Origin of the sequence: Salinicola salarius (assembly GCF_002179555.1) — a bacterium.
GTDB classification, from domain to species: domain Bacteria; phylum Pseudomonadota; class Gammaproteobacteria; order Pseudomonadales; family Halomonadaceae; genus Salinicola; species Salinicola salarius_A.
In genome coordinates, this window is sequence record NZ_NHOU01000001.1 from 271,509 (window position 1) to 290,883 (window position 19,375).

The window sequence follows — 19,375 nt, forward strand, 5'->3', positions numbered from 1 at the left end:
GAAATATGAGCGATATGCGCTGGAGCGGTGAGGCGAACATTGGCCCTGCGGTGCAGGGTGGCTTGGAACTGCGCTCACGAGTTCGGGAAGGGCTGCCCTATCCATTGGGAGCGACCTGGGACGGATTGGGGGTCAATTTCGCACTGTTTTCGGCCAACGCGACCCGGGTCGAGCTCTGCCTGTTCGACGAGAGTGGCGAAGAGGAGATCGAACGCATCCCTTTGCCGGAGTATACCGACGAGATATGGCACGGCTATCTCCCGGATGCCCGGCCCGGACAGTTATACGGCTACCGGGTTCATGGTCCCTACGACCCCGATTCGGGCCACCGCTTCAATCCCAACAAGCTGCTGATCGATCCCTATGCCAAGCAACTGGTGGGGGAATTGATCTGGGACGATGCACTCTACGGCTACACCATTGGCCATGAGGATGACGACCTCAGCTTCGACGAGCGAGATAGTGCTCCGTTCATGCCGCGTTGTCGGGTCATCGATCCGGCGTTCACTTGGGGGCGCTCCAGTGAGATTCGGGTGCCGTGGAGCGACACCGTCATCTACGAAACGCACGTACGCGGTTACACCATGCGTCACCCGGATGTGCCGAAAGCGCTGCGTGGCACGTTCTCCGGTCTCGCCGTACCGGAGGTGATCGAGTATCTCGGTGACCTTGGTATCTCCTCACTGGAGCTGATGCCGATCCACGCTTTTGCCGATGATCGTCATCTGCAGGAAAAGGGACTGCACAACTACTGGGGCTATAACACGCTGGCATTCTTCGCCCCCCATCCGAACTACATGGCCAGCGAGTCGATCAGTGAGTTCAAGCAGATGGTGGCGCGTTTTCACGCTGCGGGTATCGAAGTTCTGCTCGACGTGGTCTACAACCACACGGCGGAAGGCAACGAGATGGGGCCGACGTTATCGTTCAGGGGAATCGACAATGCCTCCTATTACCGCCTGATGCCGGAAGAGCCGCGCTTTTATATCAACGATACTGGTACCGGCAATACGCTGAACCTGTCGCATCCTCGGGTACTGCAGATGGTCACCGACTCCTTACGCTACTGGGCCGATGAGATGCGTGTCGACGGTTTCCGTTTCGATCTGGCGACGATTCTCGGACGCGAGGCCGAAGGTTTCGACGAAGGCGGCGGTTTCCTCGATTCCTGCCGGCAGGACCCGTTGCTGTCGCAGTGCAAGCTGATCGCCGAACCCTGGGATTGCGGGCCTGGCGGCTATCAGGTCGGCAAGTTTCCGCCTGGTTGGGCAGAGTGGAACGACCGGTTCCGCGATGACATGCGGGGATTCTGGCGTGGCGACGAAGGCAAGCTGCCGGCCTTCGCCAACCGTCTGACGGCCTCGGCCGACCTGTTCAATCACCGGGGGCGCAAGGCCTTTTCGTCGATCAACTTCATCACCGCCCACGACGGCTTCACGCTGCGTGACCTGGTCAGCTACAGCGACAAGCACAACGAGGCCAACGGCGAAGACAATCAGGACGGCCATGACCACAACGTTTCCTGGAATCACGGGACCGAAGGCGAGACCGACGATCCCGAGATTCGGGAGTTACGCATGCGTCAGATGCGCAACCTGCTGGCAACGCTAATGCTCTCGCAGGGAACGCCGATGCTGTTGGCCGGCGACGAATTCGGCCGCACGCAGGGCGGCAACAACAATGCCTATTGTCAGGATGGTGAAATCGGTTGGGTCGATTGGGATTTCTCTGATGAAGGTCGGGAGCTACTGGCTTTCACCCGGTATCTGATCAGTTTGCGCCGCCATTATCCGATCCTGGAGCGCGGGCGCTTCATGACCGGAGAGCTGAACGAGAATCTGGGCATCAAGGATGTCACCTGGCTCACGCCGGCAGCTGAAGAGATGGGCGTGGAGCATTGGCATGATGGAGAGGTCAAGGCGATTGGGGTGGTCCTCAATGGCCACGCACAGCCCACTGGTATCTGTCGTTATGGCTCCGACGTAACGGTTTTTCTTGCTCTCAATGCCGGAGATCAGGATATCGACTTCGTATTGCCGGACGTGCCTGGTGGTAGCGAATGGCGTAGACGTGTCGAGACCTTCGATCCGGGCGCTGCCAACGTACGTTGCCCGATGCAGAGCGATTATCAGGTCAAGGCCCGAAGTCTTTCACTTTTCGAACTCATCGAAGTGGAGGCTCCGTATTGCTGATCATCTGGAGCCTGCGAGGCAGCAGGTTGCCTGTGGCTGACAGTGGCTCTCGCACATCATGGATGGATGATGCTTTTCACTCCGGCGCCTGTCATGACAGGGCTTTGCGACAGGGCCGGATCATTCGTCCACGAGAGCAGTAATGAGAGCAGTGATATAGCGCGACATTGCCGTCCGGGACGGCAATGCCGAAACAGCAGCTCCACCCCAAGGACGGAAGGAGGCGCCAATGGTTACGCGCTCATCGCCGTATCAGACGCCGGATGCGTCATCGTCGGGAGATGAAAGTGCCCTGGCGGCAGCGCATTCACCGCGTATCGCCATCGAGGCCGTGCAGCCCTCGCTGGAGCAAGGGCGTTTCGCAGCCAAGGCGATCGCCGGTCAACCCGTGACCGTCTCCGCGGTGATCTTCGCCGACGGTCACGATGTGCTGGCCGCTGCCGTGAACTGGTGCGATGACCAGGGCCAGCACCGCCGCGAACCGATGCACCTGATGCGTCCGCTGGGCAAGGATCTCTGGGAAGCGGCCTTCACCCCCACGCGGGTCGGTCGGCATACCTTCGTGATCGAGGCGTGGTGGGATGTGTTCGGCACCTACCGCGACGAGCTGTTCAAGAAGCATCAGGCCGGCGTTCCGGTCGGGCTCGAACTTGAGGAAGGGCGGCGTCTGCTGGTGGCTGCTGCCGAGCGGATGGAAGGCGAGGCGCGCGAAGTACTGGAAAACATTCATGAACGTTTCCAGGCCTGTGACAGCGACGGCGAGCGGGTCGGCATCATGCTCGACACGCGGACCGCCCAGTGGATGCATGCCGCCGATGCCCGGCCGCACCTGACGCGCAGCAACTCGGTCTACCCGCTCGAGGTGGAACGCCGGGGGGCCCAGTTCGCCAGCTGGTACGAGCTGTTCCCGCGTTCGGAAACCGACGATCCCAACCGTCACGGTACTTTCGGCGATGTCCACAAGCGCTTGCCGATGATTCGCGACATGGGCTTCGACGTGCTCTACTTTCCGCCGATTCATCCGGTGGGCCGCGCCCACCGCAAGGGTCGCAACAACACCCTCCAGGCCGGCCCCGACGACCCCGGCAGCCCCTATGCCATCGGAAGCCCGGAGGGCGGCCACGAGGCGATCCATCCCGAACTCGGCACGCGCGAGGATTTTCGCGCCCTGGTCCAGGCCGCTGCCGAGCACGGTCTGGAGATCGCGTTGGATTTCGCTATCCAGTGCTCGCCGGATCATCCCTGGCTCCAGGAACATCCCGGCTGGTTCTCGTGGCGGCCGGATGGATCGATCCGTTACGCCGAGAATCCACCCAAGAAATACCAGGACATCGTCAACGTCGACTTCTATGCCGAGGACGCGGTGCCCTCGCTGTGGTTGGCACTGCGCGACGTGGTGCAGGGCTGGGTGGACGAAGGGGTGAAGATCTTCCGCGTCGACAACCCCCATACCAAGCCGCTGCCGTTCTGGGAGTGGCTGATCGCCGATATTCGCGGGCGCGACCCGGACGTACTGTTTCTCGCCGAGGCGTTCACGCGGCCGGCGATGATGAAGCGCCTGGGCAAGATCGGCTTCAACATGAGCTACACCTACTTCACCTGGCGCAATACCAAGGCCGAACTGACCGACTACCTGACCGAGCTCAACGAATCGCCGATGCGCGAGTGTTACCGACCCAACTTCTTCGTCAACACGCCGGACATCAACCCCTACTTCCTGCAGTCTTCCGGCCGTCCCGGGTTTCTGATCCGCGCCGCGCTGGCCACCATGGGCTCCGGGCTGTGGGGCATGTATTCCGGCTTCGAGCTGTGCGAGGGCGAGCCGGTGCCGGGCAAGGAGGAGTATCTCGACTCGGAGAAGTACCAGATCAAGCCGCGGGACTATACCGCGCCCGGCAACATCAGCTACGAGATCGCCCAGCTCAATCGTATTCGCCGCGAGAATCCGGCGCTGCAGACCCATCTCGGGGTTGCCTTCTATCCGGCATACAACGAGCGCCTGCTCTATTTCGGCAAGCGCACCGACGATCTGGGCAATTTCATTCTGGTGATGATCAATCTGGACCCGTTCGAAGCCCAGGAAGGGGTCTTCGAGCTGCCGCTGTGGGAGTTCGCGCTTCCCGACGATGCGGCCCTGCACGTGGAAGACTTGATGTCCGGTCATCGTTGGACCTGGCAAGGCAAGTGGCAGTCGATGCGGCTGGAGCCATGGCACTTGCCGTTCGCCATCTGGCGCATCCACCCGGTGCGCTGATCAGCCAAGGAGGAAGGCACCAATGATGGATGCCAGCAGCGAGTCGCACGCCGTCGAGACCATCGATTTCCTCGAGGATCCTCTATGGTACAAGGACGCCGTCATCTACCAGGTACACGTCAAGTCGTTCTTCGATGCCAACGATGACGGAATCGGCGACTTCCAGGGGCTGATCGACAAGCTGGACTACATCGTCAGCCTGGGCGTGAATGCCATCTGGATCCTGCCGTTCTACCCATCGCCGCGCCGCGATGACGGCTATGACATTGCCGAGTACACCGGCGTCAGCCCCGACTACGGCACGCTCGAGGATGCCCAGCGTTTCATCGAACAGGCGCACAAGCGCGGCCTGCGAGTGATTACCGAACTGGTCATCAACCACACCTCGGATCAGCACGAGTGGTTCCAGCGCGCCCGCCGCGCGCCGCCGGGCTCGCCGGAGCGCGACTTCTACGTGTGGTCGAACAGCGATCAGAAATATCCCGGCACGCGGATCATCTTTCTCGATACCGAATCGTCCAACTGGACCTGGGACCCGGTGGCGGGTGCCTACTTCTGGCACCGTTTCTATTCCCATCAGCCGGATTTGAACTTCGACAATCCGCAGGTGCTCGACGAAGTTCTCAAGGTGATGGCGTACTGGCTGGACATGGGAGTCGACGGCCTGCGCCTGGATGCGATTCCCTATCTGGTCGAGCGCGAAGGCACCAACAATGAGAACCTGCCCGAGACGCACGTCGTACTCAAGAAGATCCGGGCAGTGATCGACGAGCGCTACCCCGACCGCATGCTGCTCGCCGAGGCCAACCAGTGGCCGGAGGATACGCGGCCCTACTTTGGCGGCAACGAGAGCGGTGACGGCGACGAATGTCACATGGCGTTCCATTTCCCGCTGATGCCGCGCATGTACATGGCATTGGCCCAGGAAGATCGTTTCCCGATCACCGACATCCTGCGTCAGACGCCGGAGATCCCCCCCAATTGTCAGTGGGCGATATTCCTGCGCAACCATGACGAGCTGACCCTCGAGATGGTCACCGACAAGGAGCGGGACTACCTCTGGAATCACTACGCCGCCGATCGCCGCGCGCGCATCAACCTGGGCATTCGGCGTCGCCTGGCGCCGCTGCTCGAGCGCGATCGCCGACGGATCGAACTGCTCAACAGCCTGCTGCTGTCGATGCCGGGCACGCCGGTACTCTATTACGGCGACGAGATCGGCATGGGCGACAACATCTATCTGGGCGATCGCGATGGCGTGCGCACGCCGATGCAGTGGTCGATGGATCGCAACGGCGGTTTCTCGCGAGCCGATCCGGCCAGGCTGGTGCTACCGGCGGTCATGGATCCGTTGTACGGCTTCCAGTCGGTCAACGTCGAAGCCCAGGCGCGTGACCCGCACTCGCTGCTCAACAGCATGCGACGCCTGCTGGCGGTGCGCAGTCAGCATCGGGTGTTCAGCCGCGGCACCATGCAGCCGCTCTATCCGGCCAACCGGCATATTCTCGCCTACCTGCGCGAGCTGGTGCTCGACAATGGCGAGAGCGAAATGTTGTTGTGCGTGGCCAACGTGGCGCGCAACGCCCAGGCGGTGGAGCTCGACCTGTCGTCGTTTACCGGCCAGGTGCCGGTGGAGATGGTCGGCGGCAGCGCCTTTCCGCCGATCGGCAAGCTGTCGTATCAGCTGACATTGCCGCCCTACGGCTTCTACTGGTTCCTGCTGGCGCCCGAGGCCGCGATGCCCGAATGGCATGTGCCGGCACCCGAGCCGATGCCGGATTACGTCACGCTGATCGTCAAGCGTCAACTGGAGGAGATTCTCGACACCCCGTCGCGCGGCATGCTCGAGCACGAAGCGCTGCCCAAATACCTGCCCAAGCGGCGCTGGTTTGCCGCCAAGCAGTCGCGGATCGACCGGGTACACATCCTTTATGCGGTGCGCATCGAGGATGCCCGGCACTCCATGCTGCTCAGCGAGATCGAGGTTCAGCACTCGCAGGGCAGCGATCGCTACCTGCTGCCACTGGGCTTCCTCGGTGAAGACGACCGGGGAAGCGCGATGGCCCAGCAGTTGGCCCTGGCAAGAGTGCGACGCGGGCGCGATGTCGGCCTGTTGACCGATGCGCTGGGGATGGATGACTTCGCCCTGCGCATCCTCGATCTGCTGCGTAGCGGGGCGAACCTGCCTTGCGCTGACGGCGAGATCCGCTTTGTGCCGACCCCGGCGCTGAACGAGCTGGAACTGCCCGAAGACGTCGACGTCGCCTACAGCAACGCCGAGCAGTCCAACAGCTCGGTGATCATTGGCCACCAGGTGGTGCTCAAACTGTTCCGGCGCCTGGAACCGGGCCTGCATCCCGAGGCCGAGTTCGGACACTACTTGAGCGAACAGGGTTTCGAGAACGTGCCGCCGCTGTATGGCGAGGTGGCGCGACGCAATACCGACGGTGAGTCGCAGACCCTGATGCTGGTGCAGGGCTTCATCGCCAACCAGGGCGATGCCTGGTCGTGGACGCGCAATGCCCTGGAGCGGGCGATTCGAGAGGTGGGCGAGGAGAGCGAGGTTAGTGCCGAAGAGGGCGGCTACAGTGCCTTCGACGAACTCGAGGAATTCGCCACGACTCTGGGCCAGCGCCTGGGCGAGCTGCACCGGACACTGGCGTCCCCGAGCGAGAACGGCGACTTCGCGCCGGAACTGGCTGACGACACGCACGTGACCGCCTGGACGCAGCGTGTCCGCGAGCAGATCGAGAAGGCGCTCGACCTGCTGGCGCGCCACAAGGGCAATGCCAGTGAAGCCGACCAGGCACTGGCCGACCGGGTGCTGGCCGAGCGCGATGCGCTGCTGTCCAGCGTCGAGCCGCTGGCGCAACGGGCCAGGGGCAGTCTGCTAACGCGGATCCATGGCGATCTGCACCTCGGCCAGGTGCTGGTGGCTCATGACGATGCCTACATCATCGATTTCGAGGGTGAACCCGCTCGCCCGTTGGCAGAACGGCGCGCCAAGGATTGCCCGCTGCGGGATGTCGCCGGCATGTTGCGCTCCTTCGACTATGCCGGCGCCAGGATGGACGAAGCCGCTGTCGGCAAGTCGAGCGACGACACCGTGAGCGACGTGACCCATGATGTCGCCGAGCGCTACCTGGTTGCCAGTCGGTGTGCCTTCCTCGACGCCTATTGGCAGAGTACGGCCGATATCGCCCACCGCTGGACCTCCCCGGAAGGCGCTGACGCCGCACTGGAACTGTTCGTGCTGGAAAAGACGGTCTACGAGATCGCCTACGAAGCTGCCAATCGCCCCGCCTGGCTGGGCGTGCCGCTGCGCGGCCTGGCAGCCATCGTCGACCAATTGTCCACGAGCGAACAACTGTCCAAGAGAGAGTCACAATGACTGATCTGAACGTCAATACCGTCGAGGACGACGTCCTCTGGTTGTCCCCCGATGACGCCGAAGCGCTGGTTCGCGGCACGCACGGCGACCCGTTTTCCGTGCTTGGCGTGCATGCGTGCGGCGCGGAGGGTGCAGAATCCTGCCTGCTGCGTGTCTACCTGCCTGGTGCGCTGGGGGTCGACGTGCTCGACCGCGACACCGGCCAGCGGCGCTGCAGCCTGACCGGTATTCAGGTGCCCGGGCTTTTCGCCGGTCGGTTGCCCCATGTCGCGCCGTATAAACTGCGTATCCGCTGGCCTGGCGGCGAGCGGGAAACCGAGGATCCCTATTCGTTCGGTCTGTTGCTTGGCGAGACGGACCTGTACCTGATCGGCGAGGGCAACCACCGTAACCTGGGACACTGCCTGGGCGCCCAGCCGATGGCAGTCGATGGCGTGTCCGGGGTGCGCTTCGCCGTCTGGGCGCCCAATGCCCGACGTGTCTCGGTGGTGGGCAACTTCAACGGCTGGGACGGTCGTCGGCATGTGATGCGCCTGCGTCATCCCGCCGGGGTCTGGGAGCTGTTCATTCCCCGCCTGGGGCCGGGGGAATCCTACAAGTACGAGATTCTCGATGCCCACGGCACCCTCGCGCTCAAGGCCGACCCGGTGGCACTGGCCACCGAGACGCCGCCGCACACGTCATCGGTGGTTGCCGACACCACGCCATTCACCTGGCACGACGACGAGTGGATCGCCCGGCGCGGCGAGCACCAAGCACCCGACCGGCCGATCTCCGCCTACGAGGTGCATGCCGCTTCGTGGCGCAAGCATGGCGGGCATGACGGCGTCTCCTATAGCTGGCGCGACCTGGCCGAACACCTGATCCCCTACGTGCTCGAGATGGGCTTCACCCATGTCGAACTGCTGCCGATCATGGAGCATCCCTTTGGCGGCTCCTGGGGATACCAGCCTCTGAGCCAGTTCGCCCCCAGCGGGCGTTTCGGCAAGTCGGAGGACTTCGCCTACTTCGTGGATGCCTGTCATCAGGCCGGGTTGGGGGTGATCCTGGATTGGGTGCCGGCGCACTTTCCTACCGATGCGCATGGCCTGGCGCGCTTCGACGGCACGGCGCTCTACGAGTACGAGCATCCGTTCGAGGGCTTTCATCAGGACTGGAACACCTATATCTACAACCTGGGAAGGCGTGAGGTGCACGGTTTCCTGCTGGCCTCGGCGCTGCACTGGCTGCGCCATTTCCACATCGATGCGCTTCGCGTCGATGCCGTGGCCTCGATGCTGTATCGCAACTACTCGCGCAACGAGGGCGAGTGGATTCCCAATCAATACGGCGGCCAGGAGAATCTCGAGGCGATCGAATTCCTGCGCCATTTGAACGACGTGGTCGCAGAGGAGGTGCCCGGCGCGGTGGTGATCGCCGAGGAATCCACCGCCTGGCCGGGCGTGACCCAGCCGACCCGCGACGGTGGCCTGGGCTTTGCCTACAAGTGGAACATGGGCTGGATGCACGACACCCTGGAGTACATCGCCAAGGATCCGGTCTATCGCTCGTATGCCCATCACGAACTGACCTTCCCGATGGTCTACGCGTTCTCCGAAAAGTACGTACTGCCGATCTCGCATGACGAGGTGGTGCACGGCAAAGGGTCGTTGATCAACAAGATGCCGGGCGACGAATGGCAGCAGTTCGCCAATTTGCGCGCCTATCTGTCGATCATGTGGACCCAGCCCGGCAAGAAGCTCTTGTTCATGGGCTGTGAGTTCGGTCAGTGGCGCGAATGGCATCACGACCGCGAGCTGGACTGGTCGCTGCTCGGCGAGTCTCACCATGCCGGCATCCAGCGTCTGGTCGGCGATCTCAATCGGCTCTATCAGGAGAAGACGCCGCTGCATCAGCGCGACACCGAACCCGAGGGCTTCGCCTGGGTGGTAGGCGACGACAGTACCAACAGCGTGTTCGCCTGGCTGCGCTGGAACCTGATCGGCGAGCCGCTGCTGGTGGTGGCCAACATGACCCCGGTACCGCGCCACGATTATCGGCTCGGCGTGCCGGTCATAGGCGCCTGGGAGGAGATCTTCAACAGCGACGCGCAGTGCTACGGCGGCTCCAACCTGGGCAATATGGGGCAACTCCAGGCCCTCGACGCGCCGCTTCACGGGCAGACGGCCAGTCTTTCGCTGACGCTGCCGCCGTTGGGCGTGGTGCTACTCGTGCCCGGCGCATCGGGCGAGTAGCGCCCGGGTCACGCCGTTGGTCCAGCCGAAGCCGTCCTGCAGTGGGTATTCGCCACCGGTGGCGAAGTCCGCGCCCGGGTAGAGCACGTACTTCTCGACCAGCTTGTGTTCGCGGCGATAGAGATCCTCGACCAGGGCCAGCCAGCGGTCGGCGATGTCGTCGGCGAGCTCGGTGAATCCGTAGCGCCGCAGCCCCTCGATCGCCATCCACTGTAGCGGTGCCCAGCCGTTGGGATGGTCCCACTGCTGGTGACTATCGGTGATCTCCGTGGTGGCGAGTCCGCCCGGCGCCATGAGACGGTTGGCGACGATATTGGCGATGCGTTCCGCCTGGGCGCTGGAGGCCGCGCCGACGAACAGCGGGACGACGCATGCGGCCGTCAGGTGAACGCTGCTCCGACTGCGACTGATGTCGTAGTCGAAGTAGGCGCCTCGCGAATCGCTCCATAGATACTCATCCATGGCGGCCCGCCGGCGAAGGGCTCGACGTCGAAAGTTTCCCGCCTTGCGATGGTCGCCAACGATGGCATGGAGACGTTCCAGTGTCTGCTCGAGGTGAAACAGCAGGGCATTGAGCTCCGGCGTGACGAAGTGAGTCGTGCGGATCGAGCCGAGATTCTGCACGTCGTCCAGCCAGCGACCGCTGAAGTCCCAACCAGTTTCCGCGCCGGCGCGGAGATTGCGATAGAGCTGCTCCGCTGGGCGATCCGAGCCTTGGGCCAACTCGTAGTCCTCGCGGTAAGACTCCTCCCGCGGCGTGGCGTGGTCGTCCCAGTGGCGATTCAGCCAGGCCGCCTCGTCTAGACGGACGCAGCGTCGGTGAGATTCTCCGGGCGACAGCCTCTCTTCGCCATTCATCCAGAAGGCGTACTCCCGCTCCAGCTGGGGCAGGTAGTCGATGGCGTTCCGCAAGCCCTGACGTTCGGTCAGCTCCACCATCATCGAGAACAGCGGCGGCTGGGAGCGGCTCAGATAGTAGCTGCGGTTGCCATTGGGCATGTGCCCGTAGCGCATGATCAGGTCGGCACAGTTATCGGTGACCGAGCACATCAGATGGCTTTCCCCGCTGGCAGCCAGGCCCAGCATGGTGAAGTAGGAGTCCCAGTAGTAGTACTCGCGGAAGCACCCACCGGGGACGACATAGTCATGGCACAGTTCGAGCAGCGACGACCAGCGAGGATGCTGACGGGAATTGCGGGTGAGTATCGGCCACAGACTATCGATATGCGTGATCAGGTCATGCTCGGGACGGGACTCGTAGCCCTTGCCGGGGAGCATGTCGCTGTAGAAGTGATCGGCCACGAAAGCGCCCAGATCGAATCCTGGCTGGTTTCGCTGCTGCTCGTAGGCTTCCATGATCTGTGCGGGCGGTTGCCGTGGAATACAGTCGGCGAAGGTTTTGGAATCATGAAAGATATGGGCCAGAGCGACTGCCTCGAACAACTCACCGTAACGGTCGTGAGGCGTGACCGCCGCTTCATCTATCGCGTCAGCGCTTTTGGGCGCCGTCTGAAAACTGTCAAGCATGCCGTTTCCCTGCGTGGCGCTAGAGTGTCGGTGAAGCTGAAAAGAAGGATTATTCCTCATACTGCCATAGCAGACCGCCGTCCACTGGCAGAGAGGCGCCGGTCATGTAGGCGGCATCCTCGGAGGCGAGGAACTCGACCACGCCGGCCACGTCTTCGGGCCGACCCAGCCGGTTGAGCGGAATGTTGCCGAGCAGGTGGCGCAGCTTCTCCGGATTCTCGTCGAGCTCTGAGTTGATCGGCGTCTTGATCGCGCCGGGCGCCACGCTGTTGACCGTGATCCCGAGCGGCGCCAGCTCGACGGCCAGGTTGCGGGTCAGCATGCGCATGCCACCCTTGCTCATGCAGTAGCTGGTGAAGCCCGGAAACGGCAGATCCTCGTGCACCGAACTCATGTTGATCACGCGGCCGCCGCGACCCTCGTCACGCAGATGGCGAACGAAGGCCTGGGTCGTGAAGAAGACGCCTTTCAGATTGGTCTGCATGACCTGATCGTAATCATCTTCGCTGACCTCGAGGAATGGCGAATCGATCTCGAGGCCGGCGTTGTTGACCAGGATGTCCAGCCGGCCCATGGCCTCCACGCTCTCCTCGATCAGGCGCCGGTTGGTCTCGACATCGCCAATGTCGCCGGTGACGATCGCGGCTCTTCGGCCGTGGGCGCGCACGCGCTTTGCCGTTTCCTCGGCGCGCTCGGAAGGGCGGCTGCCGCTGACGACGACATCGGCGCCAGCCTGGGCGAGACGCTCGGCGACGGCACGACCGATGCCCTGGGTGCTGCCGGTGACCAGGGCCACCTTGCCTGAAAGGCGCATGTTGCTCTCCTTGTCCATGAAGCTCGATCGAAGGCGCGATTTTTCGCGTGTTCGAGGGGGCACCGTGAGGCGCGTCTGTTGAAGATAGAGCAGCTTCGACGTCAGGACCAAAGCCGGTTTGGCGTTGTCGTGGCCCCCCTTGGATAGCATGATGTCCGGCGACAAGCTATCGAAGGCTCGATAGGGATGCAGACAGGAGTCACCGTGAGTGGATTGAGACAGTTGGGATGGATCTGGGTGCTGGCCCTGACGCTGATGATCAGCCTGCCGGCGTCGGCGCAATCTTTGACGTCGCTGGTGGGCGGCGGTCAGAGCAGTGAGTCGAGTGCGGCATCGGCGCCTTCTCCGCAAGAGTTGCGCACCTCCCTCGATCAGGTCATCGCCACGCTCGAAAACAGCGACCAGCGTCAGGCCTTGCTCGACCATCTCAAGCAGTTGCGTGACGTCACTGCGGCGGATGCCGAGCAGGAGAGCGGTTCGGCCGGGTTGCTGAGCGCACTAGCGCAATCGTTTTCGTCGCTGGAGACGGACGGGCTCGACAATCCGATCCGGTACTGGTCGGCGCGGGTCAGCCAGGCGGGCGAGGATGTGTCGGGGCTGATCGGCGATTCTCAGCGGTTGCAGGGCATCGTGCTGGACCTGCTTTGGGTGACGGGACTATGGGTCGGCGTGACGCTGCTGATCGCCATGCTCTGGCGCTGGGCGGTGCGTCAGTTGGGGTTGCCGTGGCACCTGCCCGAGGATCCGACGACCTGGATGCTGATCCGCCACATCGTCCGGCGCGTGGTGCCATTGGCCATCGGCTTCGCCGTCGCGCTGACGACCGTCCACCAGGTCGAATCCGCATCGGTGGGCATCGCTCTGGCCATGGTCGCGGCCTACGCCACCCTTTGCGGGGCGGTCTTCTCGTCGATCTGTGAAATCGTCTTCTCGCTGTTCGGCAGCGGGCACCGACACACGGCGCTGCGCATATTGCGCCAGCGTGGCGCCCGCTGGTTGTTCACGCTCGGCGCGCTGGTCGCGCTGGGCGATGCCGCGCATGCAGAGGCGCTGGTCGCGCCACTGGGCGAAGGGCTGACGGCGCTCGTCTCACTGGTTGCCAACGTCAGTGCGGCAGTGCTGCTGGGTGTCTTCGTCATGGCCTTTCGGCGCCCCATCCGGCACCTGATTCGCAACCGGCCCTATTCGCAGCGCCAGGAGCGTCGTGCGACGACGGAGTTGATCCGCGTGTTCAGCCGGATCTGGCACATCCCGATCCTGATCATGGTGGGCGTCTCGCTGATCGCGATGATCCTGTCCGCAGAGGATTCGCGCAGCGCGTTCTTCCGGGCGGTCGTGACCGCGGGCCTCATGATCGCGACGCTGGTCGTTACCGGACTGATTCACCGGCGCGGCGAGAGCGCCCGGGAGAAATCCTCGTCGGAGTATGCGTCACGGCTGGTGCGCTTCGGTTTCACGCTGGCCCATCTGGTGAGCTGGGTGATCTTCGCCGAACTGGCGATGCGGGTCTGGGGCTCGTCGCTCTGGGCGGTAGGCGGCTCGGCAGGCATCAGTCAGCAGATCGCCAAGGGCGTGTTCGGTCTGGGTATGACGTTCCTGGTGGCGTGGCTGGTATGGATTCTGGCCGATACCGCGATCAAGCACGCGCTGCTGCGCAGCAGTCGCCGCCATGGCCGTCGGGTCAACGCCAGTGCCCGCGCCCAGACCATCACGCCGCTGTTGCGCAACACTGTCTTCGTGACCATCGCGGTGATCGCTTTCATCATTGCACTGGCGAACCTGGGCGTGAACGTGACGCCGCTGCTGGCGGGTGCCGGTGTCATCGGCCTGGCAGTCGGCTTCGGCGCCCAGACGCTGGTTCAGGACCTCATTACCGGGCTGTTCATCCTGATCGAGGACTCCTTGGCGATCGATGACTTCGTCAATCTGGGATCGCACATGGGAACGGTCGAGGCGTTGAGTATCCGAACCGTCAAATTGCGTGACCTGGACGGTATCGTGCATATCATTCCGTTCAGCCAGATCCAGGGGATTCAGAACTACTCCCGGGAATTCGGTATCGCGTTGATGCGCATCCGTATCGCTCATCACATGAAGATCGACGAGGCGATCGAGATCGTGCGCGGGATCGCCGAGGACCTGCGCAACGACCCGATGATGCGCCACTACATCTGGTCCGCGCTGGAGGTCCAGGGGATCGAGAGCTTCGATGCCGGCGCGGCCATTCTGCGGGTGCGCATGCGTACGGCGCCGATCATGCAGTGGGACGTGGCGCGTGCCTTCAACCTGCGTCTCAAGCAGCGCTTCGACGAGCAGGGCATCGACCTGGCCATGCCGCGAATGAGCGTGGTGATGGAGCAAGCACCGGTGACTGCCGGCAGCACCGGGCCGCGAGAATCGGTGACGGCACCGGGCGCGCCGGACCCGCAGTAACGGGTGGGCCATACAATCCGGCGGATAATGGCCGATAAGGATTTTAAATAACAAGCATCAAGCACGCCGGAAAACAACAACAAGACATTGATCAGGAGCGATGTAATGGGCGAGTCGGTGACGGCAATCGATGCTCTGTGGGTGATTCTCGGCGCCATATTGGTGTTCATGATGCAGGCCGGCTTTCTGTGTCTGGAAGCTGGGGTGACTCGTAGCAAGAACGCTATCAACGTCGCGATGAAGAACGTCTGCGACTTTGCCGTGGCGATGTTGATCTTCTGGTGCGTCGGCTTTGGAATCATGTTCGGCAGCAGCCATGACGGCTGGGTCGGCGCTACCTTCTTCTTCCCAGAATTCGGCGCTGACGAGGCCTACTGGCTGGCCATCTTCTTCCTCTTCCAGGTCATGTTCTGCGCGACGGCGGCGACCATCGTCTCCGGTGCGGTGGCCGAACGCATGCCATTTCAGGCTTACCTGCTCATCACGTTGATCGTCAGCGGGCTCATTTACCCTGTCTTCGGCCATTGGGCCTGGGGCGGTGCCTACACCGGTGAACCCGGCTGGCTCGCCTCGCTGGGCTTCGTCGATTTCGCGGGTTCCACCGTAGTACACAGTACCGGCGGCTGGGTTGCGCTGGCGGCGGTGTTGCGCATCGGCCCCGCCACGGGCGATTCGTCGCCGGACAGGCTACCAAATTGATGCCGGCAGGCAATCTTCCTATGGCGATGCTCGGCGTACTGGTGCTCTTCGTCGGCTGGTTCGGATTCAACGGCGGCAGTACGTTGGCATTCGATACCACGGTTCCGGGGGTACTGATCAATACCGTGAGTGCCGCGGTCGCCGGGGTCATGTTCGCGCTGCTGCTGGGTTGGAAACTACGCGGATTCGCCGAGGTACTCTATGCGCTCAATGGTGCCATCGCCGGACTGGTGGCAATTACCGCCGGTGCGCACGAGCTTACGGTATCTGCCGCAATCGTGACCGGTGCCGTCGGCGGCATATTGTCGGTACTGGCCAGCGAATGGCTGCTGAAGTACCGCATCGACGATGCCATCGGCGCGATACCGGCACATCTGATCCCGGGAATCTGGGGGACGCTAGCGGTTGGGCTGTTGGGTGATCCGGCTCGTCTCGATACCGGGCTTGGCTGGCTGGCGCAGTCGGGTATCCAGCTTCTGGGCGTGATTGTCTGCGGGGTATGGGCGTTCGGCCTGAGCTGGCTACTACTTGGCGGGCTGGGCCGGCTGATACCGTTGCGGGTCACTCCCGAGGCCGAGGAGATGGGGCTGAACATGGCCGAGCACGGTGCCCGCACGGAGCTGTTCGAACTGCTCGATAGCATGCGCCAGCACGAGGAACGTGGCGAGATCGGTGGCTGTGTCGCGGCTGATCCTTTTACCGAAGTTGGCCAGATCGCTGCCAGTTACAACCGTGTGTCGGCGGCACTCGACCGTGCGGTGACGCGTACGCAGGTGATCATGCGCAACCTGCGCGATGGCGTGCTGACCTGGCGGAGCGATGGCGTGCTCACTGCGCTCAATCCCGGCGCGGAGGCGCTGTTCGGTGTCACCGCCAGAGATGTCGTCGGGATGCCGGTCGATGCCTTGATTCGCACGCGGATACCGGCGCCGGGGCAGCGTCGAGAACTGCGTATCCGCACCGCTGCAGGAATACGCGCTCTCGAGCTCCAGGTCAGCGAGGGGGCGTCCGGGTCGGAAGCCGAATTTGCCGGCATGGTGCGAGACATCACCGATCGCAAGCGCGTCGAGGAGCAGTTGAACCGTGAGCGCGAGCTGGCGCAGGTGACATTGGCCTCCATCGGCGATGGAGTCATCACGACCGATGAAAGTGGTCTGGTCACCTTCCTCAATGCCGAGGCGGAACGCCTGACCGGTTGGACACTCGAGGCTGCAAAAGGGCTGCCGGTTGGCCAGATCTACAGCCTGATCGACGAAGCCTCCAATCGCCAGGCGGACAATACGGCTCGTCAGGTACTCGCCAGCGGCAAACCGGTCGTCTGTCTCGACACTCGTCTGTTGGTCGCACGAGATGGTAGTCAGCGGGCCGTTCAGGATTCCGCGGCACCGATCCGTAGCCGCAGCGGTTACACGGTCGGAGCAGTCGTCATCTTCCAGGACAAGACACAGACCCGAGAACTGACGCGGAAACTCAATTATCAGGCCAGCCACGATGCGCTGACCGGGCTGGTCAACCGTCGCGAGTTCGAGCATCGCCTGCAGATGATGCTGCTGCAGCCCAGTGGTATCCACGTGCTTTGTTACCTGGATCTCGATCAGTTCAAGATCGTCAACGATACCTGCGGGCACATGGCAGGCGACGAGTTGTTGCGACAACTGTCGACGATGCTGCGCGAGCAGGTACGCAATATCGATCTGCTGGCTCGCCTGGGCGGAGACGAGTTCGGCATCGTCTTCTGCAACTGCAAGCTGGCGGATGCAAAGCGCATCGCCGAGAGCATTCGCGAGGCGATCGACGATTTTCGCTTCAGTTGGAAGGGCAGGACCTTTTCGCTGGGTGTCAGTGTAGGCCTGGTCGAGCTGGATTGTGGGGGCTCGGTGACGCTGGGCGATGCCCTCGGTGCCGCCGATGCCGCATGCTATGCGGCCAAGGAAGCCGGGCGTAATCGGGTTCATGTCTATCAACCCGATGATCGCCAATTGCTCGATCGTCATGGTGAACTGCAATGGGTGCCTCGGCTGCAGGCGGCGTTGGATCAGGATCGCTTGCGGCTTTATGCGCAGTCGATCGCTTCGGTGGCCGACCCTACCTCCATTCATCACCATGAAATCCTGGTTCGGCTGGAGGAGAACGGCCGACTGTACGCGCCGGGGAGCTTCATGCCCTCTGCCGAACGGTACAATCTGATCGGGCGTATCGACCGCTGGGTGGTGCGCAATACCCTGGCATGGCTGTCGGATCGCTATCGCTGCAAAGGGAGCGGCGCCATCGATACCTGGTCGGTGAATCTGTCCGGGGCATCGCTCTCCGACGAGCGGTTCTGCGAAGAGCTGCTGCTCTGGGTCGAGCAGGCTTCGCTGCCGCCCGGAACGATCTGCTTCGAGATCACCGAAAGCACGGCGATCGCTCAGCTTTCCACGGCAACGCTCCTGATACGTCGCCTGCGACAGCGGGGCTGCCGTTTCGCACTGGACGATTTCGGGGCAGGCCTATCGTCGTTTGCCTACCTTAGGCAACTGCCGGTGGAGTACCTGAAGATCGATGGCGCCTTCATCAAGGACATCGATACGGACCCCATCAATCGGGCCATGGTCGAGGCGATCAATACCGTCGGACACACCATGGGATTGAAGACGATCGCCGAATTCGTCGAGACGCCGGCCACCATGGCGCAGCTGTCGCGGCTTGGAATCGATTTGGCTCAGGGCTATCTGATCGATCGTCCGCAGCCTCTGGAAACGTTATCCGACGTCAGAGTCATGCCGCGCTAGGAGCATCGGAAGACATGACGATCGAACCTGCAACGATGGCGCACGACAATACCGTCGCCGGGTCGTTCGCCACCGGTTGACCGAGCGGCGGGCTAGCGCAGCACCCACTCGCGGAAGGCGCGCATCGGTTCGGTCAGGTGCCGGTGTTCGGGCGTGAAGAGAGAGAGGTGGCCGCGGCTGGGCAAGGTTTGCGGCAGTGCCTGGACCAGCGTTCCCTGATCCAGCTCGGCCGCCAGCAGCCGCATCCAGCCCAGCGTGATGCCTTGGCCCGCCAGTGTCGCGTTCATCAGCAGTTGGAAGCTGTTGGCCCGCAACGTATGGGTGGGCGGCTGCCACGCCAGGCCGAGTTCCCGGAACCAGAGCTCCCAGGTCAGCCAGTCGTGATAGTGATCCTCGACCACCATCAACGTATGCCGGGTGAGCAGCGCCGCCGGGTCCAGGATCTGTCCGTGACGTTCCAGATAGACCGGGCTGCAGACGGCGGCGACGCTCTCCTGCTCGAAGATGGCATCGGCGTAGACTCCGGGCGGGTCCACTTCGTTTTGCACGTGGTAGTAGATGCCGAGGTCGAACTCCGCCAGATCCAGCCGGTGCGGATCCTCGACGGTGAGGACGCGAATTTCGATATCGGGATGGGCGCGCTGGAAGTCGGGCAACTGACGCGCCAGCCAGATCGAGGCGATGGTCGGGCTGGACGCCAGGGTCAGCTGGCGATCGTCGCCGCGCCGGCGCAGACGGGCCGTTTCGTCACGCAGATCACGCAGCAGCCGCTGAACGACGCGAAAGTAGTGCTCACCCGCCGGGGTCAGACGCAGCCCATCGTAGTGGCGCTCGAAGAGCGGTCTGCCGAGATCGCTCTCCAGGCGCTTGATCTGCCGACTCACGGCGCTCTGGGTCAGGTGCAGTTCGCTGCCGGCCTGGGTGAAGCTGCCATGGCGTGCGGCCGCCTCGAAAGCGCGAAGGCAGGAGAGTGGCGGGAGAGGATCGTGCGAGGGCATGCAGGCATCCGGAGCCAGGGGGTCACGGCTCCGGAGCATAACACGGGAGGCCCCGATACCGG

At 63.0% G+C, this 19,375-nt stretch carries 9 protein-coding genes and 1 pseudogene; 7 read left to right on the forward strand and 3 right to left on the reverse strand.

Annotated elements, in window-relative coordinates:
• Positions 1-5 precede the first annotated feature (5 nt).
• The 4 genes from glgX (at position 6) to glgB (ending at position 10,071) form a co-directional block, all read left to right on the forward strand.
• Positions 6-2,192: a glycogen debranching protein GlgX gene (glgX, locus tag CCD76_RS01205; RefSeq protein ID WP_087717728.1), complete on the forward strand. Its 2,187-nt coding sequence runs from the start codon at positions 6-8 to the stop codon at positions 2,190-2,192.
• 229 nt (positions 2,193-2,421) lie between these two features.
• Positions 2,422-4,446 (forward strand): alpha-1,4-glucan--maltose-1-phosphate maltosyltransferase, encoded by a 2,025-nt coding sequence (locus CCD76_RS01210; RefSeq protein ID WP_087717729.1) that lies wholly within the window; start codon positions 2,422-2,424, stop codon positions 4,444-4,446.
• 22 nt (positions 4,447-4,468) lie between these two features.
• A complete protein-coding gene (gene treS, locus CCD76_RS01215; protein WP_087717730.1) occupies positions 4,469-7,837 on the forward strand; it encodes a maltose alpha-D-glucosyltransferase in 3,369 nt (1,122 codons plus the stop codon).
• Positions 7,834-10,071, forward strand: a complete 2,238-nt coding sequence (gene glgB / locus CCD76_RS01220) for a 1,4-alpha-glucan branching protein GlgB (RefSeq protein WP_087717731.1) — start codon at positions 7,834-7,836, stop codon at positions 10,069-10,071. The genes treS and glgB overlap by 4 nt, the downstream gene beginning before the upstream one ends.
• Here the strand turns inward: glgB and treF are convergent.
• Positions 10,042-11,598 (reverse strand): alpha,alpha-trehalase TreF, encoded by a 1,557-nt coding sequence (treF, locus tag CCD76_RS01225; RefSeq protein WP_179208811.1) that lies wholly within the window; start codon positions 11,596-11,598, stop codon positions 10,042-10,044. The two genes, glgB and treF, sit on opposite strands and share 30 nt — an antisense overlap.
• Before the next feature lie 49 nt (positions 11,599-11,647).
• Positions 11,648-12,412, reverse strand: a complete 765-nt coding sequence (locus tag CCD76_RS01230; RefSeq protein ID WP_087717835.1) for an SDR family NAD(P)-dependent oxidoreductase — start codon at positions 12,410-12,412, stop codon at positions 11,648-11,650.
• 204 nt (positions 12,413-12,616) lie between these two features.
• Between CCD76_RS01230 and CCD76_RS01235 the strand changes: the two genes are divergently transcribed.
• The 3 genes and pseudogenes from CCD76_RS01235 to CCD76_RS20295 all read left to right on the forward strand — a co-directional run bounded on the left by CCD76_RS01235 (position 12,617) and on the right by CCD76_RS20295 (position 18,315).
• Positions 12,617-14,845, forward strand: a complete 2,229-nt coding sequence (locus CCD76_RS01235) for a mechanosensitive ion channel family protein (protein WP_256961014.1) — start codon at positions 12,617-12,619, stop codon at positions 14,843-14,845.
• 171 nt (positions 14,846-15,016) lie between these two features.
• Positions 15,017-16,563: pseudogene (gene amt / locus CCD76_RS20290) on the forward strand (ammonium transporter); the annotation flags it as partial.
• A gap of 15 nt (positions 16,564-16,578) precedes the next feature.
• Positions 16,579-18,315, forward strand: a complete 1,737-nt coding sequence (locus tag CCD76_RS20295) for an EAL domain-containing protein (RefSeq protein WP_256961033.1) — start codon at positions 16,579-16,581, stop codon at positions 18,313-18,315.
• 92 nt (positions 18,316-18,407) lie between these two features.
• Here the strand turns inward: CCD76_RS20295 and CCD76_RS01245 are convergent, their stop codons facing one another.
• On the reverse strand, positions 18,408-19,313 hold the full coding sequence (locus tag CCD76_RS01245; protein ID WP_087717734.1) for a LysR substrate-binding domain-containing protein: 906 nt from the start codon (positions 19,311-19,313) through the stop codon (positions 18,408-18,410).
• Positions 19,314-19,375 lie beyond the last annotated feature (62 nt).

Excerpts from the sequence above, each read along its gene's own strand:
- glgX (WP_087717728.1), top strand. The coding sequence starts at position 6 with ATGAGCGATATGCGCTGGAGCGGTGAGGCGAACATTGGCCCTGCGGTG.
- CCD76_RS20295 (WP_256961033.1), top strand. The coding sequence starts at position 16,579 with ATGGTGCGAGACATCACCGATCGCAAGCGCGTCGAGGAGCAGTTGAAC.
- CCD76_RS01210 (WP_087717729.1), top strand. The coding sequence starts at position 2,422 with ATGGTTACGCGCTCATCGCCGTATCAGACGCCGGATGCGTCATCGTCG.
- treS (WP_087717730.1), top strand. The coding sequence starts at position 4,469 with ATGATGGATGCCAGCAGCGAGTCGCACGCCGTCGAGACCATCGATTTC.
- CCD76_RS01230 (WP_087717835.1), bottom strand. The coding sequence starts at position 12,412 with ATGCGCCTTTCAGGCAAGGTGGCCCTGGTCACCGGCAGCACCCAGGGC.
- glgB (WP_087717731.1), top strand. The coding sequence starts at position 7,834 with ATGACTGATCTGAACGTCAATACCGTCGAGGACGACGTCCTCTGGTTG.
- treF (WP_179208811.1), bottom strand. The coding sequence starts at position 11,598 with ATGCTTGACAGTTTTCAGACGGCGCCCAAAAGCGCTGACGCGATAGAT.
- CCD76_RS01245 (WP_087717734.1), bottom strand. The coding sequence starts at position 19,313 with ATGCCCTCGCACGATCCTCTCCCGCCACTCTCCTGCCTTCGCGCTTTC.